General features: G+C 63.3%; 15 protein-coding genes and 3 rRNA genes. 16 read left to right on the forward strand and 2 right to left on the reverse strand.

What is annotated here, in order from left to right:
• Positions 1-13 precede the first annotated feature (13 nt).
• From atpA to ACQP06_RS06160, 4 genes are read left to right on the forward strand one after another with little or no spacing between them, the layout of a single operon-like run.
• Positions 14-1,651 carry a F0F1 ATP synthase subunit alpha gene (gene atpA / locus ACQP06_RS06145; RefSeq protein WP_357098850.1) on the forward strand — a complete coding sequence of 546 codons (1,638 nt, stop codon included), beginning with the start codon at positions 14-16 and terminating at the stop codon, positions 1,649-1,651.
• Positions 1,652-1,709: 58 nt separating this feature from the next.
• Entirely contained in the window at positions 1,710-2,678 is a 969-nt protein-coding gene (locus tag ACQP06_RS06150) for a F0F1 ATP synthase subunit gamma (RefSeq protein WP_357098848.1), read from the forward strand.
• Between the two features lie 16 nt (positions 2,679-2,694).
• The gene (gene atpD, locus ACQP06_RS06155) at positions 2,695-4,137 is read left to right on the forward strand and encodes a F0F1 ATP synthase subunit beta (protein WP_213557738.1); all 1,443 of its coding nucleotides are present in this window, start codon (positions 2,695-2,697) and stop codon (positions 4,135-4,137) included.
• 6 nt (positions 4,138-4,143) lie between these two features.
• Positions 4,144-4,524, forward strand: a complete 381-nt coding sequence (locus ACQP06_RS06160) for a F0F1 ATP synthase subunit epsilon (protein ID WP_433671089.1) — start codon at positions 4,144-4,146, stop codon at positions 4,522-4,524.
• 123 nt (positions 4,525-4,647) lie between these two features.
• Here the strand turns inward: ACQP06_RS06160 and ACQP06_RS06165 are convergent, their stop codons facing one another.
• Positions 4,648-5,739, reverse strand: a complete 1,092-nt coding sequence (locus ACQP06_RS06165; RefSeq protein ID WP_433671091.1) for an NAD(P)-dependent alcohol dehydrogenase — start codon at positions 5,737-5,739, stop codon at positions 4,648-4,650.
• A gap of 390 nt (positions 5,740-6,129) precedes the next feature.
• On the opposite strand from ACQP06_RS06165, the gene ACQP06_RS06170 reads away from it, so the two are divergent.
• The 12 genes from ACQP06_RS06170 (at position 6,130) to ACQP06_RS06225 (ending at position 17,746) form a co-directional block, all read left to right on the forward strand.
• Entirely contained in the window at positions 6,130-6,675 is a 546-nt protein-coding gene (locus ACQP06_RS06170) for an MspA family porin (RefSeq protein WP_433671092.1), read from the forward strand.
• 27 nt (positions 6,676-6,702) lie between these two features.
• Complete coding sequence (locus ACQP06_RS06175; protein ID WP_433671094.1) at positions 6,703-7,404, forward strand: MspA family porin; 702 nt, start codon at positions 6,703-6,705, stop codon at positions 7,402-7,404.
• A 170-nt stretch (positions 7,405-7,574) separates the two neighbouring features.
• Positions 7,575-7,997: a DUF2550 family protein gene (locus ACQP06_RS06180; protein ID WP_433671096.1), complete on the forward strand. Its 423-nt coding sequence runs from the start codon at positions 7,575-7,577 to the stop codon at positions 7,995-7,997.
• 29 nt (positions 7,998-8,026) lie between these two features.
• Positions 8,027-8,620 (forward strand): cob(I)yrinic acid a,c-diamide adenosyltransferase, encoded by a 594-nt coding sequence (locus ACQP06_RS06185; RefSeq protein WP_433671097.1) that lies wholly within the window; start codon positions 8,027-8,029, stop codon positions 8,618-8,620.
• Between the two features lie 10 nt (positions 8,621-8,630).
• A complete protein-coding gene (gene murA / locus ACQP06_RS06190; RefSeq protein ID WP_357289633.1) occupies positions 8,631-9,893 on the forward strand; it encodes a UDP-N-acetylglucosamine 1-carboxyvinyltransferase in 1,263 nt (420 codons plus the stop codon).
• A 462-nt stretch (positions 9,894-10,355) separates the two neighbouring features.
• Positions 10,356-11,872, forward strand: a 16S ribosomal RNA gene (locus tag ACQP06_RS06195).
• Positions 11,873-12,204: 332 nt separating this feature from the next.
• A 23S ribosomal RNA gene (locus ACQP06_RS06200) occupies positions 12,205-15,310 on the forward strand.
• 101 nt (positions 15,311-15,411) lie between these two features.
• Positions 15,412-15,528: ribosomal RNA gene (gene rrf, locus ACQP06_RS06205) — 5S ribosomal RNA — on the forward strand.
• Together the 16S, 23S and 5S rRNA genes form the textbook arrangement of a ribosomal RNA operon.
• 130 nt (positions 15,529-15,658) lie before the next feature.
• On the forward strand, positions 15,659-16,390 hold the full coding sequence (locus tag ACQP06_RS06210; RefSeq protein ID WP_433671098.1) for a rhomboid-like protein: 732 nt from the start codon (positions 15,659-15,661) through the stop codon (positions 16,388-16,390).
• A gap of 23 nt (positions 16,391-16,413) precedes the next feature.
• Positions 16,414-17,091 (forward strand): endonuclease NucS, encoded by a 678-nt coding sequence (nucS, locus tag ACQP06_RS06215; protein ID WP_357098601.1) that lies wholly within the window; start codon positions 16,414-16,416, stop codon positions 17,089-17,091.
• Positions 17,092-17,095: 4 nt separating this feature from the next.
• Complete coding sequence (locus ACQP06_RS06220) at positions 17,096-17,401, forward strand: ATP/GTP-binding protein (protein ID WP_357098604.1); 306 nt, start codon at positions 17,096-17,098, stop codon at positions 17,399-17,401.
• 180 nt (positions 17,402-17,581) lie between these two features.
• Complete coding sequence (locus tag ACQP06_RS06225; protein ID WP_433671100.1) at positions 17,582-17,746, forward strand: hypothetical protein; 165 nt, start codon at positions 17,582-17,584, stop codon at positions 17,744-17,746.
• Between the two features lie 86 nt (positions 17,747-17,832).
• Here ACQP06_RS06225 and ACQP06_RS06230 read toward each other — a convergent pair whose 3' ends face one another.
• On the reverse strand, positions 17,833-18,804 hold the full coding sequence (locus ACQP06_RS06230; protein ID WP_433671101.1) for a hypothetical protein: 972 nt from the start codon (positions 18,802-18,804) through the stop codon (positions 17,833-17,835).
• Between the last annotated feature and the right edge of the window lie 13 nt (positions 18,805-18,817).

Here is an 18,817-nt window from a genome sequence, read left to right on the forward strand (position 1 = left end):
GAGCAGGAAGAACATGGCGGAGCTGACGATCTCCCCCGATGAGATCCGTAGCGCGATCGAGAGCTACACCCAGAGCTACACCCCGGAAACCTCCATCGAGGAAGTGGGCGTAGTCACCGACACCGGCGACGGTATCGCCCACATCAGCGGCCTCCCCGGCGCGATGGCCAACGAGCTGCTGGAATTCCCCGGCGGCGTGCTCGGCGTCGCGCTGAACCTGGAGGACACCGAAATCGGTGCCGTCGTCCTGGGTGAGTTCGACACCATCGAGGAGGGCCAGCAGGTCCGCCGTACCGGCGACGTGCTCTCGGTCCCGGTGGGCGACAACTTCCTCGGCCGCGTGGTGAACCCGCTGGGCGCCCCGATCGACGGCCTCGGCGAGATCGAGGCCGACGAGCGTCGCGTGCTCGAGCTGCAGGCCGCGACCGTGCTGGAGCGCCAGCCCGTCGGCGAGCCGCTCGCCACCGGCATCACCGCCATCGACGCCCTGACCGCGATCGGCCGTGGCCAGCGTCAGCTGGTCATCGGTGACCGCAAGACCGGTAAGACCGCGGTCTGCATCGACGCGATCATCAACCAGAAGGCCAACTGGGCCACCGGCGATCCGTCGAAGCAGGTGCGCTGCATCTACGTCGCGATCGGCCAGAAGGGCTCCACCATCGCGGGCGTCAAGGCTGCCCTCGAGGCGCACGGCGCGATGGAGTACACCACCATCGTCGCGGCTCCGGCCTCCGACTCCGCCGGCTTCAAGTGGCTGGCGCCGTACACCGGTTCGGCCATCGGCCAGCACTGGATGTACCAGGGCAAGCACGTCCTGATCGTGTTCGACGACCTGTCCAAGCAGGCCGAGGCCTACCGTGCCATCTCGCTGCTGCTGCGTCGTCCGCCGGGCCGCGAGGCGTACCCGGGTGACGTCTTCTACCTGCACTCCCGTCTGCTGGAGCGTTGCGCGAAGCTGTCCGACGAGCTGGGCGCCGGTTCCATGACCGCGCTGCCGATCATCGAGACCAAGGCCAACGACGTGTCGGCGTTCATCCCGACCAACGTCATCTCCATCACCGACGGCCAGGTGTTCCTGGAGTCGGACCTCTTCAACAAGGGTGTCCGTCCGGCCATCAACGTCGGTATCTCCGTCTCCCGTGTCGGTGGCGCCGCGCAGACCAAGGCCATGAAGCAGGTCGCCGGTTCGCTGCGTCTGGAGCTGGCCTCCTACCGTGAGCTGGAAGCCTTCTCCGCCTTCGCCTCCGACCTGGATGCGGCCTCGCTGGCGCAGCTGGAGCGTGGCGCGCGCTGGGTCGAGCTGCTCAAGCAGGACCAGTACGCCCCGGTTTCGGTCGAGGACCAGGTTGTCTCGCTGTTCCTGGTGGACGCGGGCTACTACGACTCGGTGCCGGTCGGCGATGTGCGTCGCTTCAACGGCGAGCTGCTCGAGTTCCTGCACGGTTCGGTGCAGTCCTCCTTCGACGCCCTCCAGGGTGGCGCGAAGAAGCTCGAGGGTGAGCCGGCCGACGAGATCAAGGCCGCGACCGACAAGTTCAAGCAGGGCTTCCTGGCTTCCGACGGCACCCGTGTCGTCGAGGCCGAGGCCGGCAAGCTCGATCACGAAGAGGTCGAGTCGCTGTCCGTCACTCGCAAGCACGTCGAGAAGTAAGAACGGCGAAGCGAATGCGACTGTCTGACTCGAGGAATGAAGGGAGTGTGAACCGCTAATGGCAAGCGTGCGCGAACTGCGCTCCCGAATTCGTTCCGTGAGCTCGATCAAGAAGATCACCAAGGCGCAAGAGCTGATCGCGACCTCGCGAATCAGCAAGGCGCAGGCCCGGGTCGCGGCTGCCAAGCCGTACGCGGAAGAGATCACCAAGGTGCTCGCCGAATTGGCCAGCGCCAGTGGCAATCTCACCCACCCGCTGCTCACCGAGCGGTCCAACCCGCGGCGCGCCGCGGTCCTGGTGATCACCAGTGACCGCGGTATGTGTGGTGGCTACAACTCCAATGTGCTCAAGCGCACCGAGGAGCTGCTGACCACGCTGCGTTCCGAGGGCAAAGAGCCGGTGCTGTACGTGATGGGCGCGAAGGGCCTGACCTACTACACCTTCCGTGGTCGCTCGACCAACGGTTCGTGGACCGGGTTCTCCCAGGCGCCCAACTACGCCGACGCTTCCGCCGCGTGCAACCACCTGGTGGAGGCGTTCATGGCGGGCGCCGACGGCGAGGTGGCCGCCCCCAACGGGGTCGGCACCATGGCCGGCGTCGATGAACTGCACATCGTCTACACGCGTTTCGTGTCGATGCTGTCGCAGGTTCCCGAGGTGCGTCGCCTGGCTCCCATTCAGGTGAGCTACGTCGACGAGAACTTCGAACTCGGTGAGGACTCCTTCTCCGACGGCAACTCCAACCCGGTTGCCCAGTACGAGTTCGAGCCGGACGCGGACCGCCTGCTGGGCGCGCTGCTGCCGAAGTACATCAACACCCGGATCTACTCGTCGCTGCTCGACGCTGCGGCATCGGAGTCGGCTGCGCGCCGCACCGCGATGAAGGCGGCCACCGACAACGCGACGGATCTGGTGAATTCACTGACCCGTACCGCGAACTCGCTGCGCCAGGCCGGAATCACGCAGGAAATCACGGAAATCGTCGGCGGCGCCAACGCGCTGGCGTCGAGCTCGGACCGCGACTAGACACGGAAGAGAACCAATGACCGCAGCTGTCACTAACGAAACCCGGGTTGGCGCCGGCACTGGCCGCGTCTCCCGCGTCATCGGCCCCGTCGTGGACGTCGAGTTCCCGCGTGGCTCGATCCCCGAGCTTTACAACGCGCTGAACGTGGACATCGCGCTCGCGTCCGTTGCGAAGACCCTGACCCTCGAGGTCGCGCAGCACCTGGGCGACAACATCGTCCGCACCATCTCCATGCAGCCGACCGACGGTCTGGTGCGTGGCGTCGAGGTGCGCGACACCGGCAAGCCGATCTCGGTGCCGGTCGGCGATGTCGTCAAGGGCCACGTCTTCAACGCGCTCGGCGACTGCCTGGACACCCCCGGCCTGGGCCGCGACGGCGAGCAGTGGGGCATCCACCGCCAGCCGCCCGCCTTCGACCAGCTCGAGGGTAAGACCGAGATCCTGGAAACGGGCGTCAAGGTCATCGACCTCCTCACCCCGTACGTCAAGGGTGGCAAGATCGGTCTGTTCGGTGGCGCCGGTGTCGGCAAGACCGTTCTGATCCAGGAGATGATCACCCGTATCGCTCGCGAGTTCTCGGGCACCTCGGTGTTCGCGGGCGTCGGTGAGCGTACCCGTGAGGGCACCGACCTCCACCTGGAAATGGAAGAGATGGGCGTCCTCCAGGACACCGCCCTCGTCTTCGGCCAGATGGACGAGCCGCCGGGCACGCGTATGCGCGTCGCCCTGTCGGCCCTGACCATGGCGGAGTACTTCCGCGATGTGCAGAACCAGGACGTGTTGCTCTTCATCGACAACATCTTCCGGTTCACCCAGGCCGGCTCCGAGGTCTCGACCCTGCTGGGTCGTATGCCCTCGGCCGTGGGTTACCAGCCCACCCTGGCGGACGAGATGGGTCAGCTCCAGGAGCGCATCACCTCGACCCGTGGCCGTTCGATCACCTCGATGCAGGCGATCTACGTCCCCGCCGACGACTACACCGACCCGGCGCCGGCGACCACCTTCGCCCACCTGGACGCGACGACCGAGCTTTCCCGCCCGATCTCGCAGAAGGGCATCTACCCGGCCGTCGACCCGCTGACCTCGACCTCTCGTATCCTCGAGGCTTCGATCGTCGGCGAGCGTCACTTCCAGGTGGCCAACGAGGTCAAGCGGATCCTGCAGAAGTACAAGGAGCTGCAGGACATCATCGCCATCCTCGGTATGGACGAGCTCTCCGAAGGCGACAAGGTCCTCGTGGGCCGTGCCCGTCGTCTGGAGAAGTTCCTCGGCCAGAACTTCATCGTGGCCGAGAAGTTCACCGGTCAGCCGGGTTCGGTCGTGCCGCTGGAGCAGACCATCGACGACTTCGACCGCGTCTGCAAGGGCGAGTTCGACCACCTGCCCGAGCAGGCGTTCAACTCCTGCGGTGGCCTGGACGACGTCGAGGCCGCTGCGAAGAAGATCGCCGGGAAGTAGTCACCCATGGCAGATATGTCCGTTGATCTGGTCGCCGTCGAGCGACTGCTGTGGTCGGGCCGGGCGTCCTTCGTCTCGGCCCAGACCACGGAGGGTGAGATCGGCATTCTCGCCGGCCACGAGCCGCTGCTCGGCCAGCTGGTCGAAGGCGGCACCGTGACCATCGTGTCCGATGACAACGAGCGTGTTGTCGTCGCCGTGCACGGCGGATTCTTCTCCGTCACCGCCACTTCGGTGCGCGTGCTGGCCGAGTCCGCCGACTTCGCCTTCGACATCGACGAGGCGGCCGCCAAGGCCGTCATCGCCGATGCGGATGCGAGCCCGGCCGCGCTGGCCAAGGCACAGGGTCAGCTGCGGGCGCTCGAGAAGGCCGCTGCGGCTCACTGAGCTCGACGCTGAATAACGACGGCGGCGGCCCCGGGGAAAATCCCCGGGGCCGCCGCTGTTTTCGCTCCTACGCCCCGCGAACCACACGCGCGCCCGGCACAGGCCAGGCGCGCGTGCCGCTTCTCACTGGAAGGTGAGAATCGGCTTGATGGTGGTGCCGTGGTGGGCGTCCGCGACCGCGGTGTCGATATCGGAGAAGGCATAGGTCTTGCTGATCTTCTCGATCGGGAACTTGCCCTCGGCGTGCCACCGCAGAAGCTGCGGAATGAACTTCTGCGGATCGCCACTGCCCTCGATGCATCCGCGAACAGCCTTGCCGTTTCCGGTCAGATGGCCGATCTCGAAGTCCATGCTGGCCTCACCGAGTCCGACGAGCACCAGGGTGCCCATGGGGGCCAGCGCTTCCAAGCCCTTGGCGATGACGGCATTCACAGCGGTGGTGTCGAGTGCGAAGTTCGCGCCGCCATTGGTGGCCGCCACGATCTGCGCCACGACATCGTCGGCTGCGCCGTCGATGGTGACGTCCGCGCCGAGCTCCTTGGCCACGGCCAGGCGGTCCGCGGAAAGGTCGATGGCCACAATGGTTCCCGCGCCGATGGCCCGGGCCGCCATGAGCGCCGCCATGCCGACGCCGCCCACACCGAAGATGGCGATCGAGTCGTTCGGGCCCGGCTTCATGACATTGGCGACCGCGCCCGCGCCGGTCTGCACGCCGCAGCCGAACGGGGAGGTGGCGACCAGGTCGACATCCTTGTCCACGACCACGATGCTGCGTGCCGACACCAGCGCGTGGGTGGCGAAACTCGACTGCCCGAAGAACGCGCCCATGACGCGCTCGCCATTGTTGCTCAGCGGCGAGGTGAAATCGGAGCGGCCGCCCGAGGTGTTCAGAATGACGAAATTCTCGCAATAGGGCGGAAGTCCGTTGGCGCATCGAGAACACGTGCCGCAACTGGCGTAGGTGAGCAGAACATGGTCGCCCACTTCGATTCCGGTTACTTCCGAGCCGATCTGCTCCACGATGCCCGCGCCCTCGTGCCCGAGAACGATCGGCAACTCGGCGGGAAATACGCTCTTGGAGACCAGGTCGGTGTGGCAGACGCCGGTCGCGACGATGCGCACCAGCACCTCGCCCGGACGGGGTTCCTCGAGGCTGAGGGTCTCCATCGAGAAGGGCGCGTCGGCTCCTCGGGCCACCGCAGCGGTAATTTCCACGGAATCTCCTTCCAAGACATCCCAATTGTCGGGAGCATAAGAACGTGTTCCAGTTTACGGCCATCGGCGATCCCGCTCAGCGGTTCCGTGAGTGGCCTCGTGAACGGCGGACCTGTAGGCCGCCGCGGATTCCGGACTGTTCGCCCGGTAATAGCTCTCGCGTCAACCCCGTGTGGTTAAATGCAATCGCCGATCACCGGGTTGTGATCTGAAGCACCCGGCAATGGGTCGGCAATTCCCGCATTCTCAGCTGTACCTCCACGATGCAACAGCACGATGAGCGAGGGGTTGATGAGCAGGCTTCGAATTGGCACATGGGGGGTCGCTGTCGCCGTCGTCACGGTCGCGGTCGGATTCGTCGCACCGGGTAGGGCTGCCGCGGATGTCACCGTGCCACTGCCCGACGGGCATATCGAGGGCCCGGGGGTCAAGATCACGAGTGTCGGTGAGCGCGCGATCATTTCGCCGTCGCTGGCCTCCAACGGCGCGGGCCGGACCTCGTGGGTGACGGGCAATGTCACCGCCGAGGTGGAGACCCCGGAGGGGGATGTCGGTCCCAACAACGGTCCGCTGAATTTTCCGGGCACCAACAACTCGGGAACGCACGGATCGTCCAACCTCACCACCGGCTACATCGTCGGCTGTCAGGTCGCGCTGGGGCAGTTGAGCGCGAACGCCGCGGTCCTCGTCAGCTCCACGCCCAGCCTGACCGGTGGATTCAGCTTCCCGCTCTCACCGGGCCAGGTGCAGTGGGTCGCGATCAACAACATCGAGTTGGTCAAGAGCGGCTCCTACACCATCAACTATCAGGACATCCCGATGGAGATCCAGGGCTGCGGCGGTTTCGCGCAGGCCCGCCAGGTCTCCGTGGTCGAGATCATCGGCGTCGATTACCACAAGGTCACCCTCTACGGACAGCCGTTCAGCATCGGCTGACGAGTCCACTCCGAAGGAAGGGATCGTATGTACGGCAAGGGAATTCGTGCCCGGAGCGGACGGATCCTGGGGGTGGCGCTGGCCGCGGCGGCGGGTCTGTCCGGGTTCGGCCCGGCCGCTCCCGCTCGCGCCGACACCTTCATTCCGCTCCCGGGGGGCTCCATCACCCGGCAGCTCGCCGACGGCACCAACCTGACGGTCCGGATCACCGGGGAGTCGGCCAAGATCAGCGGATCCATGGGATCCACCCCCGTGCATCGCAATGTCTGGACCACGGCGGTGGCCAGTATCGACCTCGACGGCCCGAGCGCCTCGAACTCGACGCTCAAGATCAGCCCCGGCTACATCGTGGGCTGCCAGGTCGACATCAGCGGCATCAACGCGAACAACGCCGGCGGCCAGGCCTACACCCCGGACACCAGCCTGCAGACCCTGGGCACGCTGGGCCTCAGCGAGCAGATGGGCAGCGGCATCACGCTCGGACCCGGTCAGGCCGTCGCGCGCCCGATGCTCGATCTGGAGCGGCCCGACGACTACGGCCAGGAATCGCACAAGCGCTACAACAAGGTTCCGGGTCCGCACGCCAGCGTGAGCTGGACCGACGAGACCTTCTCGGTGGACGGTTGTGGCGGGTACGCCCAGGCGCGGGCGTTCGTCGCGGCCGAGGTCGACACCGCCACCTTCATCGGTAATCTGGTGCTCTACGGGGAGCCGTTCACCATCGGCTGACATATATCTTCGACGCCTCGCTGAACAGCGCATTCATCACATTCGGTGGATGGCCGGACTCCGCGTTTCCGCGGTCGCTACTATCGACCGAAAGCGGGGCCCGGCTTCTGGCCGGTCGATGATCGACTGCAACGCGGATGTGAAGGGACGGAGCGGCATTGCAAACCGGGATGTGGCTTCTGATCATTCTGGTATTGCTGCTGGTCGGATTGGCCTTGGCCTCGACCTATCGCCTCGTCATGCTGCGTCGCGGCGGCACCGCCGCGCTGCTGCGGGTGCTGCCCGCGCGCGGACACGGCGGCGGCTGGCGGCACGGCCTGATCCGCTACGACGAGGACACGCTCCTCTTCTACAAACTCTCCAGCCTGAAACTGGGCCCGGACTCCACCATGCGGCGGCTCACCATCGAGGTGGGCCCGCGCCGCTCCCCGGCCGACGACGAGCACGACATCATGACCGACGAGGTCATCGTCATGGTGTCCGACGGTCACGGCAAGTACGAGCTGGCCCTGGACCGCGGCGCCATGGCGGCCTTCCTGTCCTGGGTGGAATCGCGCCCGTCCGAGCGCATCCGCCGCCGCCGCGCGGGATAGCCCGACACCGAGAGCGATAGTGTGACCCTGTGAGCGTTCACTTGACGCGGATCTACACGCGGACCGGCGATGACGGCACCACGGGACTGAGCGATTTCTCGCGGGTGGCCAAGACCGACCCGCGGCTGATCGCGTATGCCGACTGTGACGAAACCAATGCGGCGCTCGGGGTCGCCATCGCGCTCGGTCAGCCGGACACGCGGATTCTGGCTGTGTTGCGTTCCATTCAGAACGACTTGTTCGACGCGGGCGCGGACCTCTCCACCCCGGTCGTCGCCGACCCCAAGTACCCGCCGCTGCGCATCACCCAGGACTACATCGACCGCCTGGAGAAGTGGTGCGACGAGTTCAATGAGCCTCTGGCGCCGTTGAATTCGTTCATCCTGCCCGGCGGCACCCCGCTGGCCGCGCTGCTGCACACCGCGCGCACCGTGGCGCGACGCGCCGAGCGCGCGGCCTGGGCCGCGGTGGCGGCGCACCCGGACGACACCAACGTCCTGCCCGCCAAATACCTCAACCGACTGTCCGACCTGCTGTTCATCCTCGGCCGGGTCGCCAACCCGGACGGCGACATACTGTGGCGGCCGGGCGGAGACGCCGCGAGCGCGGGAGAGGACCACTAGGCTGACCCCCGTGAGTGAACGGTTTCTGGTGACCGGGGGCAGCAGGCTCGTCGGTGAGGTCGCGGTGGGCGGCGCGAAGAACAGCGTCCTCAAGCTGATGGCTGCCGCGTTGCTGGCCGAGGGTACGACCACCATCACGAACTGCCCGGACATCCTGGATGTGCCGTTGATGGCGGACGTGTTGCGCGGTCTCGGCTGCGATGTGGTCATCGAGGGCGGCACGGTCCATATCGCGACGCCGCCGGAACCGAAGTACCACGCGGACTTCCCGGCGGTCACCCAGTTCCGCGCCTCGGTGTGTGTGCTGGGTCCGCTGATGGCGCGCTGCAAGCGGGCCGTGGTGGCGCTGCCCGGCGGTGACGCGATCGGTTCACGTCCGCTGGACATGCACCAGCAGGGTCTGCGGTTACTCGGCGCGACCTCGGAGATCGAGCACGGCTGTCTGGTGGCCCGGGCCGAGGAGCTGCAGGGCGCGCGGATCCGGCTGGACTTTCCCTCGGTCGGCGCGACCGAGAACATTCTGATGGCCGCGGTGCTCGCCGAGGGCGAGACCGTCATCGACAATGCCGCGCGTGAGCCGGAGATCGTGGATCTCTGCAACATGCTGAACCGGATGGGCGCGAAGATCGCCGGCGCCGGCACCTCGGTGCTGACCATCCAGGGCGTGGAGAAGCTGGCCCCTACTACCCACCGGGTGATCGGCGACCGCATCGTCGCCGCGACCTGGGGCATCGCCGCCGCCATGACCACCGGTGACGTGCGGGTGACGGGCATCAACCCCAAGCACCTGTCCCTGGTGCTGGACAAGCTGCGCTCGGCGGGCGCCCGAATCTCGTTCGAACCGGATGGTTTTCGCGTGGTGCAGGCGGATCGCCCTCGTGCCGTGAACTTCTCGACCCTGCCGTTCCCGGGTTTCCCCACCGACCTGCAGCCGATGGCCATCGGCCTGGCCGCCATCGCGGACGGCACCTCGATGATCACCGAGAACATCTTCGAGGCGCGCTTCCGTTTCGTCGAAGAGATGATCCGGCTCGGGGCGGACGCCCGCACCGACGGGCATCACGCTGTGGTGCGCGGTATTCCGCGACTGTCCTCGGCGCCGGTGTGGTCCTCCGACATTCGGGCCGGCGCGGGTCTGGTGCTCGCGGGTCTGGTGGCCGACGGTGTCACCGAAGTCCACGATGTCTTCCACATCGACCGGGGTTACCCGTCTTTCGTGGAGAACCTGCGCGGGCTCGGAGCGGAAATCGAACGCGTCGGAACCTCCGACTGAACGGCCGGTGTCGGGACGTGTTCACGAAAACCCGTCCTGAACAGGCGATTTGACATGCGAACAACCAACACGTAACTTATTCCAGGTCAGAGCGACACGGACACCGACCCAGGCCCCAGAGGCTAGGGAAACGAGGTAGTACGAGGAGCGCCTGATGATCACATTGGTTCAGCAAGATCAGCGGATTTGGTTCTGCTGCGAGGGCTGAGCTAAGCTTCACAAGCAGCCTCACCGACCATCCGGATCTACTCCGGTGAATGTTGGTGTGTGCGTGTGTTCTTTGAGAACTCAATAGTGTGTCGATGAATGTCAGTGCCAAATATTATATTTGGTTCCAATCATTCTCACCCCCGTGAGGGTGGTTGGACATTTAAGTCGGCTAATTTTCCAGCCGACGATTGCTAGGTTTTCGGACTCTGGTTCGAGATACTTCTGATTCGCCTTCGGGTGCATCTAGAGTCTTCAACGGAGAGTTTGATCCTGGCTCAGGACGAACGCTAGCGGCGTGCTTAACACATGCAAGTCGAGCGGTAAGGCCCTTCGGGGTACACGAGCGGCGAACGGGTGAGTAACACGTGGGTGATCTGCCTCGCACTCTGGGATAAGCCTGGGAAACTGGGTCTAATACCGGATATGAGCAGCCTCTGCATGGGGGCTGTTGGAAAGGTTTACTGGTGCGAGATGGGCCCGCGGCCTATCAGCTTGTTGGTGGGGTAACGGCCCACCAAGGCGACGACGGGTAGCCGACCTGAGAGGGTGACCGGCCACACTGGGACTGAGACACGGCCCAGACTCCTACGGGAGGCAGCAGTGGGGAATATTGCACAATGGGCGAAAGCCTGATGCAGCGACGCCGCGTGAGGGATGACGGCCTTCGGGTTGTAAACCTCTTTTGACAGGGACGAAGCGCAAGTGACGGTACCTGTAGAAGAAGCACCGGCCAACTACGTGCCAGCAGCCGCGGTAATACGTAGGGTGCGAGCGTTGTCCGGAATTACTGGGCGTAAAGAGCTTGTAGGCGGTCTGTCACGTCGATTGTGAAAACTTGCAGCTCAACTGCAAGCTTGCAGTCGATACGGGCAGACTAGAGTACTTCAGGGGAGACTGGAATTCCTGGTGTAGCGGTGAAATGCGCAGATATCAGGAGGAACACCGGTGGCGAAGGCGGGTCTCTGGGAAGTAACTGACGCTGAGAAGCGAAAGCGTGGGTAGCGAACAGGATTAGATACCCTGGTAGTCCACGCCGTAAACGGTGGGTACTAGGTGTGGGTTTCCTTCCACGGGATCCGTGCCGTAGCTAACGCATTAAGTACCCCGCCTGGGGAGTACGGCCGCAAGGCTAAAACTCAAAGGAATTGACGGGGGCCCGCACAAGCGGCGGAGCATGTGGATTAATTCGATGCAACGCGAAGAACCTTACCTGGGTTTGACATACACCGGAAAGCCATAGAGATATGGCCCCCCTTGTGGTCGGTGTACAGGTGGTGCATGGCTGTCGTCAGCTCGTGTCGTGAGATGTTGGGTTAAGTCCCGCAACGAGCGCAACCCTTATCTTATGTTGCCAGCGCGTAATGGCGGGGACTCGTGAGAGACTGCCGGGGTCAACTCGGAGGAAGGTGGGGACGACGTCAAGTCATCATGCCCCTTATGTCCAGGGCTTCACACATGCTACAATGGCCGGTACAGAGGGCTGCGATACCGCGAGGTGGAGCGAATCCCTTAAAGCCGGTCTCAGTTCGGATCGGGGTCTGCAACTCGACCCCGTGAAGTTGGAGTCGCTAGTAATCGCAGATCAGCAACGCTGCGGTGAATACGTTCCCGGGCCTTGTACACACCGCCCGTCACGTCATGAAAGTCGGTAACACCCGAAGCCAGTGGCCTAACCCTTGTGGAGGGAGCTGTCGAAGGTGGGATTGGCGATTGGGACGAAGTCGTAACAAGGTAGCCGTACCGGAAGGTGCGGCTGGATCACCTCCTTTCTAAGGAGCACTTCTCCACGACGCTTCACACAGGTGAAAGTGGTTGTGGCAGAGACCGTTTGAGTCCTCATCTGAAGGACCGCGGACGCTCATGGGTGGAACACTGACAACCTTCATCGCACCTAGCTCGAAGCCATGTCTTCGAGCGCGGTGAATATACCGACACACTATTGGGTCCTGAAAGAACACGCGAAAGCGATTCTTTCTAGGAATCAAAAACGACGAGACTGAATCCTCAGTCATACCGCCGAGCTTGCTCGGGCTGGTGCTGAAACACGGATTCGGACTTGTGTGTTGTTTGAGAACTGCACAGTGGACGCGAGCATCTTTGTTAGTAAGTGTGTAAGAGCGTACGGTGGATGCCTTGGCACCAGGAGCCGATGAAGGACGTAGTAGGCTGCGATAAGCCTCGGGGAGCTGTCAAACGAGCTGAGATCCGAGGATTTCCGAATGGGGAAACCCAGCACGAGTGATGTCGTGTTACCCGCGCCTGAATATATAGGGCGTGTGGAGGGAACGTGGGGAAGTGAAACATCTCAGTACCCACAGGAAGAGAAAACAACAGTGATTCCGTGAGTAGTGGCGAGCGAAAGCGGAAGAGGCTAAACCGTGTGGATGTGATAGACGGCAGTCGTTGCATAGCCGGGGTTGTGGGACCCATCTTCCCAATTCTGCCGAATTGGGCATGAGTAAGAAACCAAGTTGTTAGTCGAATTGGTCTGGGATGGCCAACCGTAGACGGTGAGAGTCCGGTAGACGAAAACATCTTGGCTCATGTGGTGGGCACCCGAGTAGCAGCGGGCCCGTGAAATCTGCTGTGAATCTGTCGGGACCACCCGATAAGCCTGAATACTACCTGGTGACCGATAGCGGACTAGTACCGTGAGGGAAAGGTGAAAAGTACCCCGGGAGGGGAGTGAAATAGTACCTGAAACCGTGCGCTTACAATCCGTCAGAGCTGTAATAGGTGATGGCGTGCCTTTTGAAGAATGAGCCTGCGAGTCATCGGTGTGTGGCAAGGTTAACCCGTGTGGGGGAGCCGTAGCGAAAGCGAGTCCGAATAGGGCGCCCTGAGTCGCACACTATGGACCCGAAGCGGAGTGATCTACCCATGGCCAGGGTGAAGCGACGGTAAGACGTCGTGGAGGCCCGAACCCACTTAGGTTGAAAACTGAGGGGATGAGCTGTGGGTAGGGGTGAAAGGCCAATCAAACTCCGTGATAGCTGGTTCTCCCCGAAATGCATTTAGGTGCAGCGTCGCGTGTTTCTCACCGGAGGTAGAGCTACTGGATGGCCTAGGGGGCCCACAAGCTTACCGAAGTCAGCCAAACTCCGAATGCCGGTGAGTGAGAGCGCGGCAGTGAGACTGTGGGGGATAAGCTTCATAGTCGAGAGGGAAACAGCCCAGATCGCCGGCTAAGGCCCCTAAGCGTGTACTAAGTGGAAAAGGATGTGGAGTCGCGAAGACAACCAGGAGGTTGGCTTAGAAGCAGCCACCCTTGAAAGAGTGCGTAATAGCTCACTGGTCAAGTGATTCTGCGCCGACAATGTAGCGGGGCTCAAGTACACCGCCGAAGCCGCGGCATTCAGACATTATCCCGCCTTCGGGCCAGGAGTCTGGATGGGTAGGGGAGCGTCGTATGGCCAGGGAAGCGGCGGAGTGATCCAGCCGTGGAGGCCATGCGAGTGAGAATGCAGGCATGAGTAGCGAAAGACGAGTGAGAAACTCGTCCGCCGAATGACCAAGGGTTCCTGGGCCAGGTTAATCCGCCCAGGGTGAGTCGGGACCTAAGGCGAGGCCGACAGGCGTAGTCGATGGACAACGGGTTGATATTCCCGTACCCGTGTATCCGCGCCAAATATCGAATCAGTTGTGCTAAGTGCCCAAATGCGGTCTTATCGAGCCTTCGGGCGAGAGGGAACGCGGCTGCGCATGACCCTGGCTGTAGTAGGTAAGCGATGGGGTGACGCAGGAAGGTAGCTGGGCCAGGTGATGGAATACCTGGTGTAAGCGTGTAGGCCGGGGTATAGGCAAATCCGTATCCCATGAGGCTGAGACGTGATGCGTAGCCGATTGAGGCGAATTCAGTGATCCTATGCTGCCGAGAAAAGCCTCTAGTGAGTTGGTACACGGCCCGTACCCCAAACCGACACAGGTGGTCAGGTAGAGAATACTAAGGCGATCGAGATAACTGTGGTTAAGGAACTCGGCAAAATGCCCCCGTAACTTCGGGAGAAGGGGGACCACGCCTGGTGAAAGGATTTACTCCTGGAGCTGGGTGGGGTCGCAGAGACCAGTGAGAAGCGACTGTTTACTAAAAACACAGGTCCGTGCGAAGTCGTAAGACGATGTATACGGACTGACGCCTGCCCGGTGCCGGAAGGTTAAGAGGACCGGTTAGCTCTTCGGAGCGAAGCTGAGAATTTAAGCCCCGGTAAACGGCGGTGGTAACTATAACCATCCTAAGGTAGCGAAATTCCTTGTCGGGTAAGTTCCGACCTGCACGAATGGCGTAACGACTTCTCAGCTGTCTCAACCACAGACTCGGCGAAATTGCAGTACGAGTAAAGATGCTCGTTACGCGCGGCAGGACGAAAAGACCCCGGGACCTTCACTATAGCTTGGTATTGGTGTTCGGTACGGTTTGTGTAGGATAGGTGGGAGACTGTGAAGCGGGCACGCCAGTGTTCGTGGAGTCATCGTTGAAATACCACTCTGATCGTATTGGACCTCTAACCTCGGACCCTGATCGGGTTCAGGGACAGTGCCTGGTGGGTAGTTTAACTGGGGCGGTTGCCTCCCAAAATGTAACGGAGGCGCCCAAAGGTTCCCTCAGCCTGGTTGGCAATCAGGTGTTGAGTGCAAGTGCACAAGGGAGCTTGACTGTGAGACCGACAGGTCGAGCAGGGACGAAAGTCGGGACTAGTGATCCGGCACCGGCAAGTGGAAGCGGTGTCGCTCAACGGATAAAAGGTACCCCGGGGATAACAGGCTGATCTTCCCCAAGAGTCCATATCGACGGGATGGTTTGGCACCTCGATGTCGGCTCGTCGCATCCTGGGGCTGGAGTAGGTCCCAAGGGTTGGGCTGTTCGCCCATTAAAGCGGCACGCGAGCTGGGTTTAGAACGTCGTGAGACAGTTCGGTCTCTATCCGCCGCGCGCGTTAGAAACTTGAGGAAGGCTGTCCCTAGTACGAGAGGACCGGGACGGACGAACCTCTGGTGTGCCAGTTGTTCCGCCAGGAGCACGGCTGGTTGGCCACGTTCGGAAGGGATAACCGCTGAAAGCATCTAAGCGGGAAGCCTGTTCCAAGATGAGGTTTCTCACCCCCTCGAGGGGGTAAGGCCCCCAACAGACCATTGGGTTGATAGGCCAGAACTGGAAGTCTGGTAACAGATGTAGGTGACTGGTACTAATAGGCCGAGGACTTACCAACAAAGAAGCTACGCGTCCACTGTGCAGTATCTGAAACAACACACGACATGTGTTGCGGAGGACGAAAGTCCTTGTCGCACCGCGTGGATAGTTTCATAGAGTTACGGCGGCTATAGCGGTGGGGAAACGCCCGGTCCCATTCCGAACCCGGAAGCTAAGGCCACCTGCGCCGATGGTACTGCACTCGACAGGGTGTGGGAGAGTAGGACACCGCCGGAACATCATTCGCGAAGGCCCCCAGCAATCTGCTGGGGGCCTTTGGCGTATTCTGATGTTCCCCGGGTATCCCGGGGACATACCCACAGAGAGTTCCCAGCCGAAAGCCAGTCCCGGCTGGATGAGAAAGACAATGATCGACAGTATGGTCCTCGCGCCCGCGCCTCAGCGGCCCGTCACCGTCCGCCGCTTCCGGTGGTCGGCCCTCTGGCTCCCCGCCACCTACAGCTACGTGGGTGTGCTGATGGCGGTGGCTGTCGCCCTGACCATGGTGAGCGCTCCTCGCGAGTCGCGAATCCTGCTGCACGCCAGCACCAACCTGCACAATCTCACCAACGGCCGTTTCGGCACGTTGTTCTCCAGCGCGTTCCTGGTCGGTGAGGGCGCGGCCACGGCCTTCCTGATCGTCCCCATGCTGGCCTGCCTGCTCGCGTTGGCTGAGCGCAGGTTCGGGGCTGTGAAGCTTGTGCACACTTTCTTCGTCGGCCATATCGGCGCGACCGTGCTGGTCGCGCTGGGCCTGTGGGTGGCTGTGCAGTCGCAGCTGATCCCCGGCAGCATCACCATGGTCCAGGACGTGGGCGTCAGCTATGGCTCGATGACCGTGGTGGGCGCCCTGGTGGCCGTGCTGCCACCGCATCGGCGGTGGGTCTGGGCGGGCACCTGGCTGTCGTTCGCGCTGGGCGGGGTGGTGCTGTGGCACACCTTCACCAATGTGGGGCATTTCCTGGCGCTGTGCCTGGGGCTGGGTATCGGGCGGCTGACGATTCGCCGGCAGGGCGGCGTGGTGCGGCCCTTGAATGTTCCCGAGTACGTGATGTTGGCGGGTGGCTCGATTTTCGCCTGCCTGATGCTGCTGGGCTGAAGCCCGGTCACTAGACTCGACCGGTGCGCCTTGTGATTGCTCGTTGCCAGGTCGATTACGTTGGCCGTCTGACCGCCCATCTGCCCATGGCTCGTCGTCTGCTGATGATGAAAGCCGACGGTTCGGTGCTGGTCCATTCCGACGGTGGTTCCTACAAGCCGCTCAATTGGATGAGCCCGCCGTGCTGGCTGGAGGAGCGGGAAACCGATTCCGAGACAAGCCAACTGTGGGTGGTGTCCAACAAGGCCGGCGAGGAACTCCGGATCACGGTCGAGGACATCGAGCTGGATTCCAAGCATGAGCTCGGCGTGGACCCAGGTCTGGTGAAGGACGGCGTCGAGGCGCACCTGCAGGAGCTGCTGGCCGAGCACATCGAAACCCTCGGCCCCGGGTACACCTTGATCCGCCGCGAATACATGACCGCGATCGGCCCGGTGGACATCCTGTGCCGGGACGCCGACGGCTCCACCGTGGCCGTGGAGATCAAGCGCCGCGGTGAGATCGACGGCGTGGAACAGCTCACCCGCTACCTCGAGCTCCTCAATCGCGACCCCCTGCTGGCTCCCGTGGCCGGCGTCTTCGCCGCCCAGCAGATCAAGCCGCAGGCGAAAACCCTTGCCGCCGACCGCGGTATCCGTTGCCTCACCCTGGATTACGACGCCCTGCGTGGCACCGACTCCAGCGAATTCCGGCTCTTCTAGGCCCATGCCCCGGCGCAAGCCCCGCCCCAAGGATTCGGCGCGATCCCACCAGGATTCGCGCCCCCTCGGCGACGTCTTCGGCCGCACCGAGCACGGCCCCGGCACCGACGAATCCTTCATCGTCCGAACGGTTCCCGGCACCCGTGCCACCAAGCCCTACCGCTGCCCCGGCTGCGATCAGGTGATCCCGCCCGGCACCCCGCACATAGTCGCCTGGGCCGAGTACGGCGGCGAGGACGACCGCCGCCACTGGCACACCGGCTGCTGGAAGGGCCGCAACACCCGCACCATCACCCGCCGCTGGTCCTGACCACCCCCCCGAGTCCTGACGCCCCAGAAATTGGGGGAGACCGTTCCCGGCTGCACCCTCTCCCGCCTAGCTAGGCTCCCGATCTGACGTTCCAATGTTTTCACAAGGAGTCCGGGAGACGATTTCGGCACCGGATACCGCTCCTTCGCCGAAATCGCTTATCGGCCGACGACTCTGGGCATGCACCATATCGTCGCGACGCAGTTCAACCCGGACGGTTCGGTCCTCAGCACACTGTCGCAGGATGTCGATGTCACGGAACTGGCCTGCCACATCGGCGCCGGGAGCGTGCAGTCCTCGACTGCTATCGACAGCCTCGTCTGCAATCTGACCAGTGGTTCCTGATAAACCCTGGGTGCGCATAAGGAAGGCCGCCTCCCGGTAGGGAGGCGGCCTTCGTACGGAACGGGTTGTCGCCCGGGGTGGTGGAATTAGCCGGAGATGTCGGCGTTCTCGCGGTCGTCGACGAGGTCCTCGTCGTCGTGCGCCTCGGAGATGGCCTTGCGGTTGTTCTTGCCGAGGGAGCGCTGTTCCGGTGCGCCGTCGAGGAGTTCGCTTTCGCGGTTGACGGCGGCGAGCATGGCCGGGACCGAGTCGAGCTGGCCGCGGATGCCGAGCAGCTGGGCCAGGACGCGGCCGCGGAGGACACGCATTTCCTCGGCGAGTTCCTTGGCGTGCGCGATCTTCCGATCGGCGGTGTTGGTCGCCGAGGTGATGAGGCGGTTGGCCTCGTCGGTGGCGTCCTTGATGCGCTGGGCGGCCTCGGCGCGGGAGGTGGCCTCGAGCTCCTCCATGGCGCGGGTCAGCTTGGTGCGCCGCTCCGCCATGGTGACCTCGAAGTCCTGCTGCGTCGCCTTGCGCTTGGCGTCGGACTCCTTGGTGAGGCGATCGGCCTCGGCGTTGGCCGCCTCGACGATCTTGGCGGACTCGGAGCGGGCGTTGGCGAGAGTCTGCTCGAATTCGATTTCGAGAGCTTCGCGCTTCTCCTTGGTCTCGGAGAGGAGCGATTCGTACTTCCCACGCATCTCGGTGGCCTGCTGCTCGGCGATCGAGATCATCTCGGCGGCCTCGGCCTGAGCCTGGGCGCGGACCTCGGAGGCCTCGTCGGAGGCCAGGCGCAGCATGCGGGAGATGCGATCGGACATGCCTTCGGCGGTCGTCGGCGGCACGGACAGCCGGTCGACTTCCTTACGGAGCTCGTCGATCTCGTCCCGGGCATCCTCGAGCTGGGCGGCCAGGTTGCGGGCCTGGGCGGCGGCGGCATCGCGGTCGGTGGCGGTGACCCTTAGCTCGGCATCGAAACGGTCGAAGTAGTTACGCACCTCGTCACGGTCATAACCCTTCCGCACAACGGTAAAGGGCAGCGCGACGAAGCGATTGCGATCGGGCTCAGTGGACGACATGCCCCACAAACTA

The organism is Nocardia sp. CA-136227 (assembly GCF_050955695.1).
Classification (GTDB): Bacteria; Actinomycetota; Actinomycetes; order Mycobacteriales; family Mycobacteriaceae; genus Nocardia.

What these genes read in the sequence shown, in the direction of transcription:
- ACQP06_RS06175 (WP_433671094.1), top strand. Translation starts at nt 6,703, where the DNA reads ATGTACGGCAAGGGAATTCGTGCCCGGAGCGGACGGATCCTGGGGGTG.
- ACQP06_RS06220 (WP_357098604.1), top strand. Translation starts at nt 17,096, where the DNA reads ATGCCCCGGCGCAAGCCCCGCCCCAAGGATTCGGCGCGATCCCACCAG.
- ACQP06_RS06210 (WP_433671098.1), top strand. Translation starts at nt 15,659, where the DNA reads ATGATCGACAGTATGGTCCTCGCGCCCGCGCCTCAGCGGCCCGTCACC.
- atpA (WP_357098850.1), top strand. Translation starts at nt 14, where the DNA reads ATGGCGGAGCTGACGATCTCCCCCGATGAGATCCGTAGCGCGATCGAG.
- atpD (WP_213557738.1), top strand. Translation starts at nt 2,695, where the DNA reads ATGACCGCAGCTGTCACTAACGAAACCCGGGTTGGCGCCGGCACTGGC.
- ACQP06_RS06230 (WP_433671101.1), bottom strand. Translation starts at nt 18,804, where the DNA reads ATGTCGTCCACTGAGCCCGATCGCAATCGCTTCGTCGCGCTGCCCTTT.
- ACQP06_RS06225 (WP_433671100.1), top strand. Translation starts at nt 17,582, where the DNA reads ATGCACCATATCGTCGCGACGCAGTTCAACCCGGACGGTTCGGTCCTC.
- ACQP06_RS06160 (WP_433671089.1), top strand. Translation starts at nt 4,144, where the DNA reads ATGGCAGATATGTCCGTTGATCTGGTCGCCGTCGAGCGACTGCTGTGG.
- ACQP06_RS06150 (WP_357098848.1), top strand. Translation starts at nt 1,710, where the DNA reads ATGGCAAGCGTGCGCGAACTGCGCTCCCGAATTCGTTCCGTGAGCTCG.
- ACQP06_RS06180 (WP_433671096.1), top strand. Translation starts at nt 7,575, where the DNA reads ATGTGGCTTCTGATCATTCTGGTATTGCTGCTGGTCGGATTGGCCTTG.